Origin of the sequence: Streptomyces sp. NPDC049541 (assembly GCF_044465725.1) — a bacterium.
In the GTDB taxonomy this organism is placed as follows: Bacteria; Actinomycetota; Actinomycetes; order Streptomycetales; family Streptomycetaceae; genus Streptomyces.
The window spans coordinates 196082-216333 of record NZ_JBITLY010000008.1 but is presented as its reverse complement, the minus strand read 5'-3'; the positions used below and the strand labels follow the sequence as shown (position 1 = coordinate 216333).

Below are 20252 nucleotides of genomic sequence, written 5' to 3'. Positions count from 1 at the left end.
GGAAGTGGAAGAGGAGGTCACGTGATGCCGTCCCGCAGCGCATTACCGGCCCTGCTGTCGTTGTCACTGGGCTACTTCAGCCTGGGGACGATCTCGCTGGCGGTCGTCGGCCTCAACGGTCCGATCGGGGACGACCTGCACGTCGAACCCGCCTCGGTGGGCATCCTGGTGACCGTCTTCGCGCTGACCTTCGCCGTCTTCGCACCCACGGCCCCGATCCTGCTGCGCCGGTGGAACCGCAAGCGCGTCCTGCTCGTGGGCATCGGACTGCTCACCGTCGGAGCGGCTCTCGGCGCCATCTCGCCCGACTACGGCTTCCTCACGGCCACCCGGGTCCTCGGCGCGATGGGCGCCGCCGTCTTCGGTCCCGGCGCCTCGGCGGCCGGTGCGCTCATCGTCCCGCCCGAGCGGCGGCACCGGGCCCTCGCCACCGTCTTCGGCGGCATGACGGCCGCGGCCGTCCTCGGGGTGCCGCTGGCGTCCTTCCTCGGCGGCAGTCTGGGCTGGCGGCCCGCCCTGCTCGGGGTGGCCGCGCTCTCCGCGGTCGGCTTCGTCGCGGTGCTGGTGTTCGTCCCTGAGATCCCGGCCGGTGATCCGCCCACCGTGCAGGCCTACCGCGGCGCGCTGCGCACCCCCGCCACCGTGGCCACGGTCTCCACGACGTTGCTGTTCATGGCGGCCCAGTTCACCGTCTACGGCATCGCGGGCGCCTATCTGAAGGACCGCTTCGACGCGTCGTCCGGACTGATCTCGATCACCCTGCTCGCCTTCGGCGTGATCGGTGTGGCGGGCAACGCCTCCGCGCCGAGGATCGCCGAACGGCTGGGCGGTGAGCGCACCGTGAGTGTGGCCGTGATCGGCCTCGCGCTGGGCTTCGGGCTGCTGCTCGTCGCCCCGCACTCGGCGTTCGGGCTCGTGTTCTTCGCTTTCTGGGCGTTCTTCAGCCAGCTCTACCAGGCGCCGCAGCAGGCCCGGCTGGTGGAGCTGGTGCCCCTGCAACCCGGCCTGATTCTCGCCCTGAACGCAGCCGCGCTCTACCTCGGGATGAGCCTCGGCAGCTTCATCGGCAGCTCCCTGCTGCCGGGCGTGGGCGCGGGTCCCGTCCCGGCCGCGGCCCTGGGCGTCCTCGTCCTCGCCGCGCTCGCCCACCTGTTCTCGGTCCGGCAGGCGTCGGCGACGACCGCCGAGCAGCCCGCCACACCCGCCGTACACATCAGTTAGTCAAGGAGAACGCATGAGCAGCCACCAGGTGCACCTGGCGCGCGAATACCTGGAGAACGTCTGGAACCAGGGGCACACCGACCTGGCCGACAAGTACCTGGCCGCGGACCTCATCCAGCACAACCCGAACCTGCCCGACGGCCGCGCGCCGCTGGTGGAGTTCATCGACGGCTTCCGCAAGCAGTTCCCCGAGGCACGGTTCGAGGTCAAGCGCGCGGCAGGCTCGGAGAACCTGGTCTTCCTGCACTCCCACTTCCGCGTCAACCCGGCGGACCGCGGCTCGGTCGTCATCGAGGTGTTCCGGTTCGAGGGCGGACTCATCGTCGAGCACTGGGACGCCCGTGACGAGATCCCGGAGACCACCGTCAGCGGACACGACGTCGTCTGACGTCCGCCCGCCGGGTCACCCTGCCGCCCGGGAGGCTCCGTGCCTCCTGGGCGGCAGCGTTTGTCCCGTCACGCCTGCTCACCAGCCGGGCCGGGCACCGGCCGCGCACGCCGACACCACCACCGCCTTCGCTGCCTCCTGTACGCGGACACCGGCGGCGTGCCGGTGCTGCCGCCGCAGACGACGAAGCCCCCGCCTCGCTGCCACGAGGCGGGGGCTTCGTCCGGTACGGGCCTCTCAGCCCAGGTCGGCCGGGAAGGTCACCCCGGTCAGTGACTCGCTCAGCTCGCGCAGCCGGGCGCGGGCCTGCTCGTCGTAGGCCTGGGCGCCCGCCCGGGACCGCTGGGTGCGGTTGAAGTAGACGCCCGAGACGTCGTCCAGCTTCGGGTCGGTGATCAGGCGCAGAGTGCTTCGCACACCCTCCTCGACCGTGCTCTGCGGGGTGAACAGGTTCACCACCATCTTCGTCGGCATGTACGACGCCGGGTGCAGGGCGTTGACCGTCACCCCGGTGCCGCGCAGCCGCTCGGCCAGGTCGAAGGTGAGGCTGATCTGGGCGAGCTTCGCCTGGCAGTAGGCCTGCACCCCGTCCCACTGCCGCTCCAGCATCACATCACGGAAGTCGATCGGCGCCTGGCCCGCGGAGCTGACGTTCACGATGCGGGCCGGTGCCGAGCGCACCAGCAGGGGGGCGAGCCGGCAACTGAGCATGTAAGCCGCCAAGTAGTCGACCTGGAAGGTGAGTTCCAGGCCGTCCTGACTCTCCTGGCGCGCCAGCTCGACCCCGATGCCCGCGTTGTTCACCAGCGCGTCCAGCCGCTCGTGCGTGGTGAGGATCCGGTCGGCGAGCTTGCGGATGTCCTCCAGTGAGGAGAAGTCGGCCAGTTCGTAGCTCAGCCGCTGATTGCCGGTGGACGCGCGCAGTTCCGTCAGCAGGTCCTCGCCCTTGGCCGCACTACGGCCGTGCAGGATCAACGACGCGCCCTGCGCGGCGAGTTCATGGGCCAGCTGACGGCCCATGCCGTCGGTGGCACCGGTGAGGAGGATGGTCTGGTCGGACACAGGCCTCATGGTCGGGAACTCTCCTGTCAGGGGTACGTGGCCAGTTCGTCGGTGGACTGATCGGTGAATCCCTGACTGACCTCCACCACGATGCCGTCCGGGTCGGACACCCACACCGTCTTCCAGCCAGGGATGAACTCGTCGAAGGCCAGCGGGCCGAGCGTCGGCTCAAGCTCGCCGCCGGCCGCGGCGAGGAACGCGTCCACGTCGTCGACCTGGAAGGCGAGGTGGCGTGCCGTGCCGGGGTGGGGCGGGCCGTCCTTCTGCGTGGTGAACAAGGCGTCCGCGTCGGTGGCGAACAGCTCCAGGTAGACGGGGCCGTTGCGCAGGAACACCACGCGGACCCCGTCGGCCTCCACCACCCTGGCCCGGGCGAACCCGAAGTGCCGGGTGTAGAAGTCCTCGGTGGCCTTCTGGTCACGGCAGTTGAGGCCGACGTGCGACCAGCGCAGGCCGGTGGGAGGGGCGGCTGTCATCGCCCTCACTTCCCGGTGACCGGGGCGAACGGCACGGTGTCGTGGACGTTCGTCATATAGGTGATCAGACCGCCGGTGACACGGAAGTAGTTGCACACCGCAGCCTCGACCGTGATGCCGTCCGGGGTGCGGGCGGTGATGTCGGAGACCACCGCGGCCTGCTCGCCGTCCACGACCACGTGCCGGGGCACGTTGGCGAAGGAGGCGTACATGTCCGGGAAGCCCTTCATCATCTCCCGGAGGGTCTCGCGGCCCTCGACATGTCCGGCCAGCTGCTCGTCCATGGTCTGGTCGGCCGCGAACAGGTCGCACCAGGCGTCCCACTCGCCCGCGTTGGCCAGCTGGTAGTACGTGTCGACCACTTCTCGGGTGTCCATGCGCCCGTCCTTTCTGTGGCTTTCTGAGGTGTGGCTGTCCGGGGTGCGGGAGCGGTCAGGGGAGGGGGACGCCGACCTGGCGCATCAGGCCCGCCGTGTCGGCCTGCACCCAGCGCTCGACGACCTTGCCGTCCTCCAGCCGGTAGACCTCCAGGCTGGTCCAGGAGACCTCCTTGCCGGTCGGCTCCTGGCCGAAGAACGGCGCGATGTGCCGGCCATGGAAGGTGATGTGCATGATCACCTTGTCGGGCGAGGCCGGGTACAGCGCGTCGAGGTGCACGGTGAAGTCGAGGGCTTCGTGCGCGCCCTTGATGATGCCCTTGAGCTCTTCGAGGCTCTCGACGCTCCACGCCGGGTTGTTGTCGTGGAACGTGGGCCCGAACAGGTCGTCGAGGTCGTCGTAGCGGCGCTCGTTGACGGCGTCGCTGACCTGTTGGACGACGGCCAGGTTCGAGGCGTCCGTGGACACCTGCTCCCGCAGCCCGAACATGTCGTCCTGCGCCCACCGCTCCACGAACCTGCCGTCCTCGGCCCGCCAGATCTCGGTGGTGCTCCACTCCACCTTGCGGCCCGTGGCCGGGAAACCGAACAGGGGGCCGAGATGCGTGCCGGTGAGCCTGACCCGGGTGAGGACCCGGTCGTCGCCGAGCGGCGACAGCTCCTCCAGCTCCCCCTTGATGCCCAGAGCGTCGTATGCCGCGCGCAGCGCCTCCAGGTAGGAGTCGATGCCGGTGATGTCGAAGCCGGGGTGGTGGTCGGTGAAGCCGGGGGCGATGACCCGGGGCATCTCCTCCAGGTCGCCGGCGTTGAACGCGTCGAGGAAGCGCCGGTACAGCTTCAGGTTCTCCTGGGACCGGTCAAGGTCGGACATGCTGCATCCTCTCGTTCGGGTGGACGTCGGACAGGGACGGCACGGAGGTTCCGCGGACGAACGCGGCGGCACGCTCGCCGATCATGACGCTGGGCGCGTGCGTGTTGCCGGCGACGATGGACGGCATCACCGACGCGTCCGCGACCCTGAGACCCGCGATGCCGTGCACGCGCAGCTCCGGGTCGGTGACGGCCTCCGCTCCCGTACCCATCCGGCAGGTGCCGACCGGGTGCCACAGGGTCGTCGCGTTCGTGGCGACGTACCTCCGCAGCTCGGCGGCGGAGACGATGTCCTTGCCGGGACCCAGCTCGTCGCCGCGGAACGGGTCGAAGGCGCGGGCGCCGGCCAGTTCGCGGGCCAGCTGCACACCGTGCACCAGGACGTCGACGTCGGCCACGGAGGTGAGGTAGCCGCCGCTGACGACGGCGTTGGACTCCGGGTTGCCGTCGCGCAGCCGCACCTGGCCCCGGCTGTGCGGCCGCAGCGCGATCGGCGCGAAGGTGAAGCCGGGCCCCTCCCACTGGTCGGCGGGAGCGTCGGCCGGCAGGAACTTGATGGGGCCGAAGGTGAACTGCAGGTCGGGGGAGTCGGCCGGGCTCGCCGCGCCGGTGTGGGTGAACAGCCCCGCCTCCGACAGCAGCGCCCCGGCCGGGTGCTCCTGCAGTGACTGGTAGCAGACGGGTATGAACAGGTGGTCCTGCAGACCGGCGCCGACCCCCGGCACGTCCTGGACACAGCGGATGCCGTGCGCCCGCAGCTCGGCGGCGGGGCCGATGCCGGAGAGCATGAGCAGCTTCGGCGACTCGAACGCTCCGGCGCATACGACGACTTCGCCCTCGGCGCGCAGCTCGTGCCGCGTGCCGTCCTGGACGTACTCGACTCCCGTGACCCGGGTTCCGGCCAGCAGCAGCCGGGTGGCACGGGTGTCCGTCAGCACGGTCAGGTTGGGGCGGTCCAGGGCCGGACGGAGATAGGCGTCGGCCGTGCTGCACCGCCGGCCCGCGTCGTCGCGGATGGTCTGGTACAGGAAGCCGAACCCGTCCTGCCGGGCCCCGTTGTAGTCGCCGTCGCTGTCCGCGGCGATACCTGCCTCACCGGCGGCCGCCACGAACGCGCGTGCGATCGGTGAGGGGTCGGTGAGCTGCCGGACGCTGACGGGACCGTCCGCCCCGCGCAGCTCGCCGGCGCCGCCCGAGTAGTTCTCGGCACGGCGGAAGAACGGCAGGACCTCGTCGTACGACCAGCCGGTCGCGCCCTCGGCGACCCAGCGGGTGTAGTCGTGGCGGCTGCCGCGCACCCACATCAGGGCGTTGACGGAACTGCATCCGCCGACGACCCGGCCGCGGGCCACGGGGATGCGGCGGCCCTCCATGCCCGCCTCGGGTTCGGTGGTGTAGCCCCAGTCGATCTCCTGGCGCCACTCGGCGGTGAGCAGCGAGAGGACCGCGGCCGCATCGGTGCGGTGGATCTCGGGGCGCTCGTCCCAGCCGCCGGCCTCCAGCAGGACCACGGTTGCTGACGGGTCCTCGCTCAGCCGGGCCGCGACCGCGCAGCCGGCCGAGCCGGCGCCGACGACGATGTAATCGGCCCCGAGGGGCGCCGACTTCGACGGCATGACAGCCTCCAAAGGGTGTCGGGAATCAGATCGCGGCCGGCTCGCCGACCCGGTAGTCGACGATCACCGGGCGGGCGCCCGGCTCGGGCCGCTCCAGCTGCCACCTCTGGTTGATGCGGAAGGACGACACGGCGCCGTCGACAGTCGACTTGGCGGTCCACACCACCGTGACGTCGACGTCGACGCGGGTGCCGTCCTCGCTGCTGGTGAGCTGCTCGACGGTGTGACTCTGGTCGCTGTAGGCCACGCCGACGGCCGCGTACCAGTCGACGAAGTCCGCGTGGCTGTGCAGGGTCCGCTCCGGGAAGGCCATCACCAGGCCCGCGTCGGCGACGAAGGGCAGCAGCTCCTCGACCGGGGCGTGTTCGCTCAGCAGGTCGTACCAGCGCTGCACGAACCCGGTGATCTCCTGGTCGGAGCCGGTCTGTTCGCTCGGCATGAATGTCTCCGCTCATCGGGGTTCCGCTCCCGGGGTCCGGAAGCGACACACGTCCGATGACCCCATATCCGCGCCCGCCCGGCCCGCTCGGGCGCAGACACGGGCCGCACTGTGCGAAGTCGAGGTCCGAGCTGCGGCAACTCCCGTCGGATACCGGTGTGTTCGTAGGAAAAGAAGATCGATGGCCACAACATGCCGTAGTGCATTCGGCCACTTGGGGATGTGCCGCCTGCCGGGCGGCGCCGACGACCGGGGCGAAGGGACTCGGCGTAGACAGGAATCCGCCAGTTGGCACCGTCCCGCCGAACGGGAGGAACCCCCATGAGCAGGCGCATTCTGGTCGTCCTGTCCGAACACGGTTACTGGGGCGAGGAGTTGATCGGCCCCCTGGAGACCTTCGACAAGGCCGGCTACCACCTCACCTTCGTCACCCCCACCGGCAAGCGCCCGCAGGCGCTGCCGCCGAGCATGGACCCCGAGTACATCGACCCGCCGCTCGGCCGGTCCGTCACCACGCATGAGATGGCCGAGAAGGTGCGGAACGTCGAGGCCTCGGACCGGCTCGACAACCCGCTCGACCTGTCGTCCTGGCTGCCCGACCGGCCCTACCGGTCCAAGCCGTACTTCCTGCGCGACTGGGAGGCCTACAACACCCGCCTGGGGCAGGTGCGTTCACAGATCGCGGACCGCTACGACGCACTGCTGATCGTCGGCGGCAGCGGACCGATCGTCGACCTCGCCAACAACTGGCGGGTCCACGACCTGATCCTCGCCTTCCACGAACTGGACCGCCCGATCGCCGCCGAGTGCTACGGCGTCGCCTGCCTCGCCTTCGCCCGCGACCAGGAGACCCGCGAGTCGATCATCCGCGGCAAGCACGTCACCGGGCACTGCATCGAGTACGACTACAAGGACGGCACCGGCTTCCTCGGCACCGACTTCGTGATGGGGCCGCCGCCGTACCCGCTGGAGTACATCCTGCGCGACGCCACCGCACCCGGCGGCGCCTACCACGGGAACTTCGGCAAGGAGACATCCGTCATCGTCGACTTCCCGTTCATCACGGGCCGTTCGACTCCCGACTCCTACCTGACCGGACAGAAGACCGTCGAGGTCCTCGAACAGGGCCTGCGGCAGTGGGGGTTCAAGGCAACCGCCTGACGCCCTTTGTTCCGACGAGAGGTGTGCACACGATGGACAGCAGGCCGGCGCGGATCGCGCTGCTGGAACAACTGCAGGCCGAAGGGGTCCGGTTCATGTTCGGCAACCCCGGCACGGTCGAGCAGGGGTTCCTCGACGAACTGCGCTCGTTCCCCTCGATCCAGTACATCCTGGCCCTGCAGGAGTGCACGGCCGTCGGCATGGCCGACGGCTACGCCCGCGCCACCCGCACCCCGGCGGTCCTGCAGCTCCACTCCGGAGTCGGGCTCGGCAACGGCATCGGCATGCTCTACCAGGCGATGCGCGGCCACGCCCCGATCGTCACCCTGGTCGGCGAGGCCGGCCTGCGCTACGACAGCATGGACGCGCAGATGGCCGCCGACCTGGTCGGCATGGCCAAACCGGTGACCAAGTGGGCGACCCGGGTCGTGGACCCCGACTCCACGCTGCGCGTGCTGCGCCGCGCCTTCAAGGTCGCCGCGACCCCGCCGTACGGCCCGGTGCTGGTCGTGCTGCCCGCCGACGTGATGGACAGCGACACCGCCGAACCGGTGGTGCCCGTCTCCTACCCGGACACCCGCAGCCTGCCACGACCCGACACCGTGGCGCGGGCCGCGGCCCTGCTCGCCGACGCCCGCAACCCGATCGTCGTCGCCGGTGACGGCGTCCACTTCGCGGGCGCCCAGGCCGAGTTGGCGCGGCTGGCCGAGGTCTGGGGCGCCGACGTGTACGGCGCGGACTGGGCCGAGGTGAACCTCTCCGTCGAACACCCCGCCTACGCGGGCCAGTTGGGCCACATGTTCGGCGAGCAGAGCCGCCGGATCACCGGCGCCGCCGACGGCGTCCTCGTCGTCGGCACCTATGCGCTGCCCGAGGTCTACCCGGCCCTCGACGGAGTCTTCGGGCGGGGCGTCCCGGTCGTGCACATCGACCTCGACTCCGGTGCGATCGCCAAGAACCACCCTGTCGACCTCGGCATCGTCGCCGACCCGAAGGCCACCCTGGGCCTGCTGGCCGACGCGCTGGGCCGGGAGATGGGCCTGGGACGGCGGACCGCGGCGGTCGAGCGGCTGCGCCGGCGCGCAGCGCAGCGGTCCGCCGCGCTGGCCGACTCCGACGAGCGGGCCGAGGCCGCGGCGGCCGCACTGGAGCTGCCCACCATCGCCCTGGCACGGGAGTTCGCCCGACGCCTGCCCCCGGACGCCGTCCTGTTCGACGAGGCACTGACGGCGTCCCCGGAGATCTTCCGCCAGCTCCCGCCGACCGTGCCGGGCCAGTGGATGCAGACCCGCGGCGGCTCCCTCGGCGTCGGCATCCCCGGCGCGCTGGGCGCCCAACTCGCCCACCCCGACCGCACGGTGGTCGGCTTCACGGGCGACGGCGGCAGCATGTACACCTTCCAGGCGCTGTGGACGGCGGCCCGCTACGACCTCCCCACCAAGTTCGTGATCTGCAACAACGGCAGCTACAGGCTCCTCGAGGTGAACATCGAGGAGTACTGGCGTGAGCAGCACATCCCCGCCCACGAGCAGCCCGAGATCTTCGACCTGTCCAGGCCCACCGTGGACTTCGTCTCCCTGGCCGGCTCCATGGGTGTGGCCGCCGTACGCGTGGAGAAGCCCGGACAGGCCGAGGAGGCGGTGGCGCAGGCACTCGCGCACCGCGGACCGTTCCTCATCGACCTGGTCACGGCCAAGGGGAAGGAGTAGCCACCGTGCGACTGTCCGGTCACAAGATCGCCGTCCTGATCGAGAGCGACTTCTACGAGCCCGAGATCCTCTACTACCGGTACCGCTTCCCCGAGGAGGGCGCCGAGCTGCACTTCCTGTCCCGGCTGTGGGGCAACCAGGAGATGACCTTCCAGGGGCACGAGCACCGCATGCCCTTCGAGGTCACCGAGTCCTTCGAGGACCTCGACGAGTTCGCCCTCAAGGAGTATTCCGCGGTGATCGTCCCCTCCGGGATGGTCGCGGACCGGCTGCGCTACACCGAGGACCCCCAACTGCTGCCGCCCGCCTCGCAGTTCCTGCGCCGCGCGTTCGCCGACCCGGCGATCGTCAAGGGCATCATCTGCCACGGCATGTGGCTCGCCGCACCCGTGCCGGGCCTGATGCGCGGCCGGCGCGCGGTGGTGCACAACAACCTGCTCGGTGATCTGCGCAACATGGGCGGCGAGTATGTCGACCAGGACGTCGTCGTCCACGACGACCTGGTCACCGCCCGCACCGGAAACCACTGCCACCTCTTCGCACGCACCATCATCGACCTGCTGGCACCCCGTCCGCGGCCCGCCCCGACCGGGCGCGGCTGACGGGGTCCCGGCCAGGGAGGAGCGAACCATGACACCGGTGACCGGGCGCATCCCCGTCCTCGACGTCCGCCCACGGGTGCGGGACGGGGAACTGCCCGCCAAGGCCGTGACCGGCGAGCACCTCGACATCACGGCCACCGTCTTCCGCGAGGGCCACGGCGTCGTCGCCGCGGACGTCGTCCTGCACGACCCCGCGGGGCGCCCGGCCCATCGCGTCCCGATGACCCTCGTCGACGAGGACGCCGACCGCTGGCACGCCACCGTCGTACCCGACACCGAGGGCCTGTGGACCTTCCGGGTCGAGGCCTGGGCCGACCCTCTGGCGACCTGGCAACAGGACGCCCTGCTGAAGACGGAGGCCGGCGTCGACACCGAACTCACCCTGACGGAGGGTGCGTTGCTGCACGAGCGGGCGGCACTCGGCCTCACCTCGACAGACCGCCGGGAGGCGGTCCTGGCGGCCGCGGCCGCGCTCCGCGACACCCTGGGCCCGCCTCCGGCCCGGCTGTCCGCCGCCACCTCCCCCCGGGTGACGGCCGCCCTGGGGCGCTACGCGCTGCGTGATCTCGTCACCGCCTCCCGGCCCCTGCCGCTGCACGTCGAACGGCGGCGCGCCCTCGTCGGCTCCTGGTACGAGCTGTTCCCGCGTTCGGAGGGAGCGGTGGTTCAGGCGGGCAGGCGCCCCGTCAGCGGCACACTGCGGACTGCCGCCGAGCGCCTGCCCGCCGTCGCGGCGATGGGCTTCGACGTGGTCTACCTGCCGCCGGTCCACCCGATCGGCACCACCCACCGCAAGGGCGCGGACAACGTGCTCGCTGCCGGACCGGACGACGTCGGCTCACCCTGGGCGATCGGCTCCCGGCACGGGGGGCACGACGCGATCCATCCCGATCTCGGCACCCTGGACGACTTCCGCCACTTCGTGGCCACCGCCCGCGATCTGGGCCTCGAAGTAGCCTTGGACCTCGCCCTCCAGTGCTCACCGGACCACCCCTGGCTCACTGAGCATCCCGAGTGGTTCCACCACCGCGCCGACGGCTCGGTCGCCTACGCCGAGAACCCGCCGAAGACGTACGAGGACATCCATCCCCTCGACTTCGACGCCGACCCCGAGGGCCTGTACGCCGAGGCGCTGCGGATCGTGCGGCACTGGATGGACCTGGGCGTGCGCATCTTCCGCGTGGACAACCCGCACACCAAACCGGTGCCCTTCTGGGAGCGGCTGATCGCGGAGGTCGACGCCACCGACCCCGATGTGGTGTTCCTGGCCGAGGCGTTCACCCGGCGGGCCATGGTGCACGCCCTGGCGCAGGCCGGCTTCCAGCAGTCGTACACCTACTTCACGTGGAAGAACACCAAGGAGGAACTGACCGAGTACCTCCCCGAACTCGCCCGGGGCAGTGCCGACTTCCTGCGGCCCAACCTGTTCGTGAACACCCCCGACATCCTGCACGCCTACCTTCAGCACGGCGGCCGGCCCGCGTTCGAGGTCCGGGCCGTGCTCGCCGCGACCGCGGCGCCGAGCTGGGGTGTCTACGCCGGGTACGAGCTGTGCGAGAACACTGCGCTCGCGGAGGGCACCGAGGACTACGCCGGCTCGGAGAAGTACCAACTCCGGCCCCGCGACTGGGCGTCCGCGGAGGCCGAGGGCCGTACGATCACCCCGCTGATCACCCGTCTCAACCGGCTCCGCCGCCTGCACCCGGCCCTCCAGGAGCTGCGCAACCTGTGCCTCGAGACCACGGACAGCGAGCAGATCCTGGCCTACTCCAAACGCGTGGAGCTACGGGGCGGTGGCACCGACCTGGTGCTGGTGATCGTCAACCTCGACCCGCACCACGCCCGCGAGGCCACCGTCACCTGCGATCCCGCCGTCCTCGGCCTGCCCGCCGACGGCACGCTGAAGCTGCGCGACGAACTCACCGGCGAGACCTACGCCTGGGGCGAGTCCACGTACGTACGCCTCGACCCGGCCCACCAGGTCGCGCACGTGCTCACACCGGCGGAGGGATCATGAGCACCGGCATCCTCGAACCGCTGCTGCCGGCCCTCGGGCCCTGGCTGGAGGGGCGCCGCTGGTTCGACGCGCGCTACGCCGGAGCACGCGTCGAGGCGGACGCGGAATCCGTGCTCGGCGACGAACCGCCCCTGCTGGTGCACGCGGTGGTCTCGGCCCACCGCGACGACTTGCCGGTCCTGCGCTACCAACTCCTGCTGGGCCTGCGCCCGCACCTGCCCGCCCGACTCGAACCCGCGGCCATCACCACGGTGCCGGCCGGTCCCTGGCAGGGGTGGCGGGTGTACGACGCCCTCGCGGACGTCGCGCTGCTGGGGCTGCTGCTGCGCACGCTGGCGGGCGGGGCCGCCGGTCCCGGGCTGCGCCTGGAGCGAACGAGCCGCTATCCGCTGCCCGTCGGTCTGGTGCCCCGACCGCTCGACGCCGAAATGAGCAACACGGCCGTGGCGTACGGCGGCCGGATCCTGCTGAAGATCTTCCGTCGGCCCGAGCCGGGCCCGCACACCGAGGTCGAGGCCCTGCACGCGCTCACCCGGCAGCGCTGCGAGCGCACGCCCCGCCTCTACGGCGCGCTGCACAGTGACGCCCCGGGCGCGCGGGGCCTGGTCCTGGGTCTGATCGAGGAGTTCCTGCCCGACGCGCGGGACGGCTGGGAGGAGGCGGTGCGGCACGCGAGCGACTGCATGGACGAGGCGTGTCGTGGCGTGCCCGCCGGCGGCGGATTCACCGTGCACGCGGGCGGTCTGGGCCGTGCCGTCGCGGACGTGCACGGCGCGCTGGGCCAGGCCTTCGGGCGCAGCCGGCTGACGGCAGCGGACGTGGCCGAGGAGGCGGCGCGGATGAACATGCGGCTCAAGGAGGCCACCGAGGAGGTCCCGGCGCTCGCCCGTTACACCACACGGCTCGGCGCCCTCTTCGAGGACTACGCCCGCATCGCCGCAAGCGGCTGCCCCGTCTTCGCCCAGCGCACCCACGGTGATCTGCACCTGGGGCAGGCACTGCGCACCGCGGACGGCTGGCGGATCGTCGACTTCGAGGGCGAACCGGCCCGGTCCGCCGCCGAACGCGCCCGTCCGCAGCCGGCGTTGCGGGATGTCGCCGGCATGCTGCGCTCCTTCGACTACGCGGCCCGCGCCGCTCTGGCCTTACGGGAGCCCGCCGACCTCGAGGCCGACTCGCCTGCGCAGCGGCTGCGCCGGCGTCGGCGGGCGTCCGCGTGGGCGGTGCGCCACCGGCGGGCGTTCCTCGCGGGGTACGCGTCGGCCGGGCGGGAGGATCCGCAGTGTCACCCTGTGCTGCTGCGCGCGTTCGAGGCGGACAAGGCCGTCTACGAGGCCGTGTACGAGTCCCGCCACCGCCCCGACCGGGTGGCGGTCCCGCTCGCCGCGGTGCACCGGCTGGCGAGCACCTCCCGCTGATCGGGTATTGACCAGGGAACGCAGGAAATGGAGACGCCGACCGGTAATCCGGAAATTCCGGCGACGGTAGGCGGTGAGAATTCGGTCGACGGATACCAGGCCCGAGGACGGAAAAGAGAGTGGTATCCGGACGAAAATTGACCGAGGCCTGTGCGGGAAATCCGGGCGGGCCGGTCGCGTCGGCGCGCGGTCCGCGGCGCGGGCCGACTGGAACGCGACGAACCCCCCGATCCGGACACTCGCTCCAGGCGGGGGGTTCGACGGGGCCGGGTCCGGCCGGAAACGGAACCCGGGCCGACTGCTCCTCGGTCTGTTCGACGAGCAGAGATGCACGCCTTGCGGGGGCTGCCGGGCGAATGGCCCTTGCCATCGCGGGGGTCCGCCCGCGCGGGCAACTCCCCCTCGAAGGTGGAGAAATCGGCTGGATTCGGCTATTCGGTCGGGGACTCAGAAACGGTGCTGCTCGCTGAGGATATGACTGGGGTCCCGGTGCGGCGCCAGGCCGGCGGCCGACAGCGCCCGGTCGTACGCCTTGAGGGCCTCGGAGGTGTTCCCCTGCCGCTTCCACAGGTCACCCAGGTAGCGCCAGTTGAGGGCCACCTGGTGGGACGGCCGGAACTGGCGCAGCTGCCGGGTCGCGGCTTGCAGATACTGCGTGGCCTGCTCGCGGTCGCCGCGCAGCAGGTGGATCTCGGCAAGCGTGCCCCGAGCGCCGACGGCCTGGATACGGGACTCGGTCCCGGCCAGCCCCAGGGCACGCTCGGCGTGGGCCGCGGCCTCGTCCCAGTGCCCGAGCATCGCGTCCGCGTCGGCGAGACCGATCTCGCACTGGGCGAGCTCCGGCGCGTTGCCCACTTCGGCCAGCAACTGCTGTGCCTCCTCCAACAGCTGCTTGCCGCGCGCCGGTTCGGGCTCCTCGACCTGGAGCAGCAGCGAGCCGTAGTTCATCTTGAGCATGGCGAGGTGGCGGAGGTTGTCGTCCTCGGACATCAGCGCGAGTGCCCGCTCCACCAGGGCCATGGCCTCGTTGAGCTGGCCGCGGGAGCGGGCCACCAGACCGGCGTTCCAGTACACGGCGCCCCGCGCGGCCCGTGCGCCCTGCCTCTCGGCGGCGTCCAGGAGCCTGCTGCCCATCAGCTGGGCGCGGGTGAGGTCACCGCGCATGTGGTACGACGCCATGAGCGTGGCACCGAGCTGGACATGATCGACCGTCACGTCCAGGCCGAGGGCGTCGAGCCGGGCCATGGCCCGCTCGCCGATCTCGATGCTCAGCGTGATGTCACCGGCGTTGCGATAGCAGCGGCACAGAGCAACGTTGATCTGGCACCACTCGGCTGAGCCCGGGGCCAGGTCGGGGTCCCGGTGGAGCTCCTCCAGGACCGCGATGGCGGCCTCGGTGCGGTCGAGTTTCTCCAGGGCGGAGGCCTGGCCCAGGCGGGCGCGCCGGATCATCGAGGCGTCCAGCAGCGAGGGATTCGTCAGGAGTTCGCTGAGGGCCTGCAGGGCCTCGCCGTTGCTGCCGTTGCGCAGGGCCATCTCACCGAAGGCCAGCCGCAGGCGCGCCTCCTCGAGCTGGCGGTCGTCCCGGCCGCTTCTCAGGTACTCCGCGGAGCAGCCGAGTCGCTCCGCGAGCGCGGCGAGCACCGCGTCCGACGGCGCGCGCTTGCCGGATTCGATCAAGGAGATGTAGCTCGCCGATATGTCGCCGGACGCCAGATCCTGCTGCTTGAGGCCACGTTTGCCGCGCAGCAGCCGGATGCGCTCGCCCAGCCCTGCGGTCGTGATGTTCTCCTGAGGGTCCATGCGGGCTCCTAGAGGGTGGCGGCCATGACCGCCAAGATGACAGATCAACTCTACCAGTTAGTCACTGTCGATCCAATGGAGTCGACGTGATCGATTCGCTGGCGCGAAGTGGCTCATGCAGGGACTTTATCAATTGACGCTAATTCAAATTCCATTTGCCGGTATGCATTCCGTTTATCTAGATCATCCTTTACGAATTTAGTACTTGACTCAACTAGTCATTCCTTGTTGACTTCATCTGTCAATGCACACCCCGTACGCTCGGAGAGGGGAATTTCATGAGCCTCAAAGCAATAGCGCTCATTGCAATCGTTGTCTTCGTCGGTGGGTTGGTGACGAGCGGACTCTGGATAGGCGGTGCGGGTGCCTCGGAACATCCGCTGCGGGAGGGCCTCTCTCAGTCCAGTGGCGCGAGCGGTGCCTGCTGCTGAAGCGGGCCATGGATCAGTGAAGGGGCGCTGAAACGTTTCTTGGCGCGACAACCGCACGGCAGTGGCAAGCAGGCTCACGGGACCGGTGGACGGCCCGGCGGCGGGTTCCCCGGCCGGCCGGGCGTCCAGCGGTCCTTCCGCGTGTGCGACCAGGCCGGTCCGTCGTGCGGGAAGTGACAGGCCACCGTATGGGTGTCGGCCCCAGTGACCTTGGTCTGCCGTGGTATCTCGGTCTCGCAGCGCAGTCGCCGGCCGGGCGGGAGGGCTAAGGCGACGGGGCAGCGGGCCCGGAAACGGCACCCTGTGACGACCGGGACGCCGGCCGGGGGTTCGCCGGGCAGCACGACCCGGCGCCGTGCGCGTTCGGCGACCGGGTCCGGCAGCGGCACGGCCGACAGGAGGGCACGTGCGTAGGGGTGGCGCGGCGCGTCGAAGACCTCGGCCACGAGCCCCGTCTCCACCGTCCGCCCGGCGTACATCACGGACACCCGGTCGGCGATCTGCCGGACCACGGCCAGGTCGTGCGACACCAGCAGATACGCCGGCCCCAACTCCCTCTTGAGCCGCAGCAACAGGTCCAGGATCTGGGCCTGCACGGACACGTCCAGCGCGGACACGGGCTCGTCGAGCAGCACCAGCGCGGGCTCGACGGCCAGAGCGCGGGCGATCGCGATGCGCTGCCGTTGGCCCCCGGAGAACTGGTGCGGGTAACGCTCCGCGTCCGCCGGGGTCAGGCCCACCTGAGCGAGCAGCCAGGGGATCCGCGCTGCCACGACGGCCCGTGGCACGCGCCGGGCGTGCAACGGCTCGGCGACGATGTCACCCACCGGCATCCGCGGATCGAGGCTCGACATGGGGTCCTGCGGCACGATCTGCACTGCGCCGCGCAGCAGACGTGCCGTCCGCCGGGACAGCCCTGCGACGTCCTGCCCGAGAATCTCGACGACCCCCGCCTCCGGGGCGGTGAACGACGCGATCTCCAGCAGGACCGTGGACTTACCGGCCCCGGACTCCCCGACGAGAGCGAGGGTCTCCCCGCGACGCACCTCCACGTCGACCTCCTCGACGGCACGGACGGCCCGGTCGCGGCGGTGCCGGCCACCGGGAGGAACGTAGGTCCTGGCCAGTCCGGAGACCCGGAGCACCACGTCGGACTCGGGCGCCGCCCCGTCATGCTCGGGGAGGCGGAGCGCCGGACGCGATCTCCTGGGGAGGAACAGAGCGAAGCACCCCCCAGACCCCCGTTGCCCCTCGCCGGGCGGGTGTGTGTCTGCGCCCCCGCCGGGCGCGGGCGTGGCTGCTGTCATGCCCGGCGTCGGTGTGACTGCGACCTCGCCCGATGGGGTATCGGCAGTCCCACGCGGTGCCGGTACGGCTCCCGTCCCGCCTGGGGCGTGCGCAGCCGCAGCCCCGCCCTGCGCGGGTGTGCTCGCTGTCCCGCCCTGGGCGGGTGTGCTCGCTGTCCCGCCCTGGGCGGGTGTGCTTGCTGTCCCGCCCTGGGCGGGTGTGCTTGCTGTCCCGTCGTGGGCGGGTGTGTTTGCTGTCCCGTCGTGGGCGGGTGTGTTTGCTGTCCCGTCGTGGGCGGGTGTGTTTGCTGTCCCGTCGTGGGCGGGTGTGCTTGCTGTCCCGTCGGGCGCGGGTGTGCTCGCCGCCCTGTCCCGTGCGGGTGTGCTCGCCACTCCGTCCGGCGCGGGTGTGCTCGCCGCCCCGCCTCCCGCCGCTGCTATCGCCGCACCGCTCGGCGGGAAGAGCTCCGCCGCCGTCCGATGTGCGACCACCGGCACGCGTCGACAGGCTGCCTCGTGAGCCTCCGCTTCAGCCGGGTCGGGCCGGGTCGGGCTGTTCACTTCAAGGAGCCGGATGTCGGAGGCCACGCACTCCGGTTCCGCCAGGGGGCAGCGCGGGGCGAAGGCGCAGCCGGGGCCCGCTGCGCCCGGGGCCGGGGCCGTGCCCGGTATCGGCGTGAGGGCGGTGCGGGCGTCGAGCCGTGGGACCGAGCCGACGAGGCCGACCGTGTAAGGCATCCGGGGCCGGGTGAGTACGGCCTCGGCGGTACCCGTCTCCACGATCCGGCCCGCGTACAGCACGGCGACCCGGTCCGCCGAACCCGCGACGACCCCGAGGTCGTGGGTGACCAGCAGCAGCGCCGCCCCGGTCTCCCGCCTGGCGGCGGCCAGGGCCTCCAGCACCTGCGCCTGCACGGTCGCGTCGAGCGCGCTGGTGGGCTCGTCCGCGAGCAGGACGTCGGGGCCGTTCGACATGGCCATCGCGATCATGGCCCGTTGACGCATCCCGCCGGACAACTCGTGGGGATAGGCGCGTGCGGCCCGCGACGGCTGCGGCACCCCCACGAAGTCCAGCAGCTCCACCGCCCTGCGCAGCGCTGACTCGCGCCGCGGACGCGGCCGTTGGTGGATGCGCAGGGCCTCCGCGATCTGGTCGCCGACCCGCAGCACCGGGGTGAAGGCGTGCAACGGGTCCTGGAAGACCATGGCGATCCGCCGCCCGCGGATCCGCGCCAACTCCCGCTCGGGCAGCCCCGACACCTCCTCGCCCAGCAGCCGCACCGAGCCGCCCACCCGGGCGCCGGGCGGCGCGAGCCCCATCAGGGAGAGCGCGGTGAGCGTCTTGCCGGTCCCAGACTCGCCCACCAGGCCCAGCACTTCTCCGCGCTGCAGCGTGAGATCGACGCCGCGCACCACGGGCACCGCCGGGCGGCGCTCCGCGCCGACGGAGAAGGAGAAGGAGACCGTCAGGTCACGGACCTGCAGTACGGCGTTCATCCGGACAGTCCCGGCACAGTCGTACGGGACGGCCCCGCACGGCCCACTGTCGTCGGATCGAGCGCGTCCCGCAGTGCGCCCCCGATCAGGTTGACGGCCAGCACGAACGCGATCAGCAGCCCCGTGGGGAAGAAGAACATCCACGGATACACCAGTGCCACGTCCGTCGCGTCCGCGATCAGCGTGCCGAGGGAGACGTCGGGTGGCTGGACCCCCAGACCGAAGTACGACAGTCCGGTCTCACTGATCACCGCCCCGCCCACAGCGATGGTCGCGTCCGTGATCAGGAACGATGCCGTGTGCGGCAGCACATGCCGCCAGATGATCCGCGCCGGGGAGACACCCATCAGCCTTGCCGCCACCACGAACTGACGTTCCTTCAGGGAAAGGGTCATACCGCGCACGACCCGCGCGGTGACCATCCAGCCCAGCAGGGCCAGCAGCGCGACCAGCGTGAGCCAGCCCCACTTCCGCAGCCGTGGAGTGACCACCACCAGCACGAGGAGGGTGGGGAGGGCCAGCATGAGGTCGACGACGAACATCAGCACCCGGTCCGTCCAGCCGCCGAAGTAGCCGGCGCCCGCGCCCACCGCCGCGGCCAGCACGGTCGAGAACAGGGCGACCAGCAGCCCGATCAGCAGCGACTTCTGCAGCCCCCGCACGACCTGGGCGAACACGTCCTGCCCGATCCGGTTCGTGCCCATCCAGTGCTGTGCGTCCGGCGGGTGGCTGAGCGCCGTGTAATCGACGTCCGTGTACGTCCACGGGGATACGTACGGTCCCAGGAAGGCGAGGGCGAGCAGGAGCAGCAGCACCGCGAGCCCGCCGAGCGCCCCCGGACGCCGCAGCACCCGCCGCAGGACCGCGCGCCCGCGCCCCCCGGCCCTCACGGCCGCCGTACCCGGGGGTCGAGGAGGGCGTGCAGAACCTCGGCCAGCAGCCCGGCGAGCAGAACGACGGCCGCGGCGAAGATGTTGACGGCGACGACCGAGTTCACGTCTCCCTTCTGCACCGAGTCGATGAGCCAGCTGCCCATGCCGGGCCAGCCGAAGATCTTCTCGGTGAACACGGCCCCGGTGAACAGGGCCAGCACACCGTACGAGAAGAAGACCGACACGGGGATGAGCGAGATCCGCAACCCGTGCCGCAGCAGGGCGCGGCCCGGGGTGAGCCCCCTCGCCCGGGCGGTGCGCAGATGGTCGGCGCCGAGCACGTCGAGGGTGGCGGCCCGCTGGTAGCGGCTGTAGGAGGCGATCGCGGGCAGCGCCACGCAGATCGCAGGGAGCAGCAAGTGGGCGGCCGTGTCGGACAGTTGGACGGCCCAGTCACCCTGCAGGCCCGGTGTGTGCTCGCCCGTGTAGCGGATGACCGTGCTGCCGACGGCCTGGTTGACGGCCAGCGCCCCGGTCTTGAGCAGCAGCGCCAGGACGAAGGTGGGGACGCACAGCACCGCGAACGAGAAGACGGTCAGTACCCGGTCGCCCACCCGGCCCCGCCGTACCGCCGCCCACACCCCGGCCAGCACGCCCACGGCCGTTCCTGCCACGGTGCCCACCAGCAGCAGCCGTACGGACACCCCGACCCGGCGTCCGAACTCGGCGTTCACGGAGCCGCCGTCGATGGTCAGACCCAGGTCGCCGCGGACGGCCCGGCCCGCCCAGTGCGCGAAGCGCTCGGGCAGCGGGACGCGGTCGTCCATGCCGAGGCGGGACAGCTCGCGGTCGAGGACCCGGCTGGGCGGGGGTGGCTGCCGGTCCTCGAAGTAGGCGCGCGGGTCGAGCGCGACCGAGGCGAGGGCGTAGGTGAGGACGACGCAGGCGAGGAACAGGATCACGCAGTGGGCGAGGCGCCGGATGATCAGGGAGAGCATGCGACTTGT

At 71.3% G+C, this 20252-nt stretch carries 17 protein-coding genes; 7 read left to right on the top strand and 10 right to left on the bottom strand.

Annotation, left to right across the window (positions count from 1 at the left end; genetic code table 11):
• Nucleotides 1–24 precede the first annotated feature (24 nt).
• Both ACIBW9_RS29185 and ACIBW9_RS29180 read left to right on the top strand, forming a co-directional pair.
• A complete protein-coding gene (locus ACIBW9_RS29185) occupies nt 25–1221 on the top strand; it encodes an MFS transporter (protein WP_398960019.1) in 1197 nt (398 codons plus the stop codon).
• Nucleotides 1222–1234: 13 nt separating this feature from the next.
• Nucleotides 1235–1609 (top strand): nuclear transport factor 2 family protein, encoded by a 375-nt coding sequence (locus tag ACIBW9_RS29180; protein ID WP_398960018.1) that lies wholly within the window; start codon nt 1235–1237, stop codon nt 1607–1609.
• Between the two features lie 237 nt (nt 1610–1846).
• On the opposite strand, the gene ACIBW9_RS29175 is transcribed toward ACIBW9_RS29180, so the two are convergent.
• The 6 genes from ACIBW9_RS29175 to ACIBW9_RS29150 are packed head-to-tail and all read right to left on the bottom strand — an operon-like array spanning nt 1847 to nt 6449.
• Complete coding sequence (locus ACIBW9_RS29175; RefSeq protein WP_398960017.1) at nt 1847–2680, bottom strand: SDR family NAD(P)-dependent oxidoreductase; 834 nt, start codon at nt 2678–2680, stop codon at nt 1847–1849.
• A gap of 17 nt (nt 2681–2697) precedes the next feature.
• Nucleotides 2698–3147 carry a VOC family protein gene (locus ACIBW9_RS29170; protein ID WP_398960016.1) on the bottom strand — a complete coding sequence of 150 codons (450 nt, stop codon included), beginning with the start codon at nt 3145–3147 and terminating at the stop codon, nt 2698–2700.
• Between the two features lie 5 nt (nt 3148–3152).
• Entirely contained in the window at nt 3153–3524 is a 372-nt protein-coding gene (locus ACIBW9_RS29165; RefSeq protein WP_398960015.1) for a nuclear transport factor 2 family protein, read from the bottom strand.
• A 55-nt stretch (nt 3525–3579) separates the two neighbouring features.
• Entirely contained in the window at nt 3580–4395 is an 816-nt protein-coding gene (locus ACIBW9_RS29160) for an ester cyclase (protein WP_398960014.1), read from the bottom strand.
• Nucleotides 4382–6010, bottom strand: a complete 1629-nt coding sequence (locus tag ACIBW9_RS29155; RefSeq protein WP_398960013.1) for a GMC family oxidoreductase — start codon at nt 6008–6010, stop codon at nt 4382–4384. The genes ACIBW9_RS29160 and ACIBW9_RS29155 overlap by 14 nt, the downstream gene beginning before the upstream one ends.
• Nucleotides 6011–6035: 25 nt before the next feature.
• Nucleotides 6036–6449, bottom strand: coding sequence for a hypothetical protein (locus ACIBW9_RS29150; protein WP_398960012.1), 414 nt, complete (start codon nt 6447–6449; stop codon nt 6036–6038).
• A gap of 321 nt (nt 6450–6770) precedes the next feature.
• On the opposite strand from ACIBW9_RS29150, the gene ACIBW9_RS29145 reads away from it, so the two are divergent.
• The 5 genes from ACIBW9_RS29145 to ACIBW9_RS29125 are packed head-to-tail and all read left to right on the top strand — an operon-like array spanning nt 6771 to nt 13356.
• Entirely contained in the window at nt 6771–7610 is an 840-nt protein-coding gene (locus tag ACIBW9_RS29145) for a type 1 glutamine amidotransferase domain-containing protein (RefSeq protein ID WP_398960011.1), read from the top strand.
• A 32-nt stretch (nt 7611–7642) separates the two neighbouring features.
• Nucleotides 7643–9319, top strand: a complete 1677-nt coding sequence (locus ACIBW9_RS29140; RefSeq protein WP_398960010.1) for a thiamine pyrophosphate-binding protein — start codon at nt 7643–7645, stop codon at nt 9317–9319.
• Nucleotides 9320–9324: 5 nt separating this feature from the next.
• Nucleotides 9325–9921 (top strand): DJ-1/PfpI family protein, encoded by a 597-nt coding sequence (locus tag ACIBW9_RS29135; RefSeq protein WP_398960009.1) that lies wholly within the window; start codon nt 9325–9327, stop codon nt 9919–9921.
• A 28-nt stretch (nt 9922–9949) separates the two neighbouring features.
• Nucleotides 9950–11938, top strand: a complete 1989-nt coding sequence (locus ACIBW9_RS29130) for an alpha-1,4-glucan--maltose-1-phosphate maltosyltransferase (protein ID WP_398960008.1) — start codon at nt 9950–9952, stop codon at nt 11936–11938.
• On the top strand, nt 11935–13356 hold the full coding sequence (locus ACIBW9_RS29125) for a hypothetical protein (protein ID WP_398960007.1): 1422 nt from the start codon (nt 11935–11937) through the stop codon (nt 13354–13356). Before ACIBW9_RS29130 ends, ACIBW9_RS29125 begins: the two co-directional genes overlap by 4 nt.
• Before the next feature lie 447 nt (nt 13357–13803).
• Here the strand turns inward: ACIBW9_RS29125 and ACIBW9_RS29120 are convergent, their stop codons facing one another.
• The 4 genes from ACIBW9_RS29120 to ACIBW9_RS29105 all read right to left on the bottom strand — a co-directional run bounded on the left by ACIBW9_RS29120 (nt 13804) and on the right by ACIBW9_RS29105 (nt 20243).
• The gene (locus tag ACIBW9_RS29120) at nt 13804–15159 is read right to left on the bottom strand and encodes a helix-turn-helix domain-containing protein (protein WP_398960006.1); all 1356 of its coding nucleotides are present in this window, start codon (nt 15157–15159) and stop codon (nt 13804–13806) included.
• 505 nt (nt 15160–15664) lie between these two features.
• Entirely contained in the window at nt 15665–18373 is a 2709-nt protein-coding gene (locus tag ACIBW9_RS29115; RefSeq protein ID WP_398960005.1) for a dipeptide ABC transporter ATP-binding protein, read from the bottom strand.
• Nucleotides 18370–19263: an ABC transporter permease gene (locus tag ACIBW9_RS29110; RefSeq protein ID WP_398960004.1), complete on the bottom strand. Its 894-nt coding sequence runs from the start codon at nt 19261–19263 to the stop codon at nt 18370–18372. Before ACIBW9_RS29110 ends, ACIBW9_RS29115 begins: the two co-directional genes overlap by 4 nt.
• Nucleotides 19260–20243: an ABC transporter permease gene (locus tag ACIBW9_RS29105; RefSeq protein ID WP_398960003.1), complete on the bottom strand. Its 984-nt coding sequence runs from the start codon at nt 20241–20243 to the stop codon at nt 19260–19262. The genes ACIBW9_RS29110 and ACIBW9_RS29105 overlap by 4 nt, the downstream gene beginning before the upstream one ends.
• Nucleotides 20244–20252: the final 9 nt, after the last annotated feature.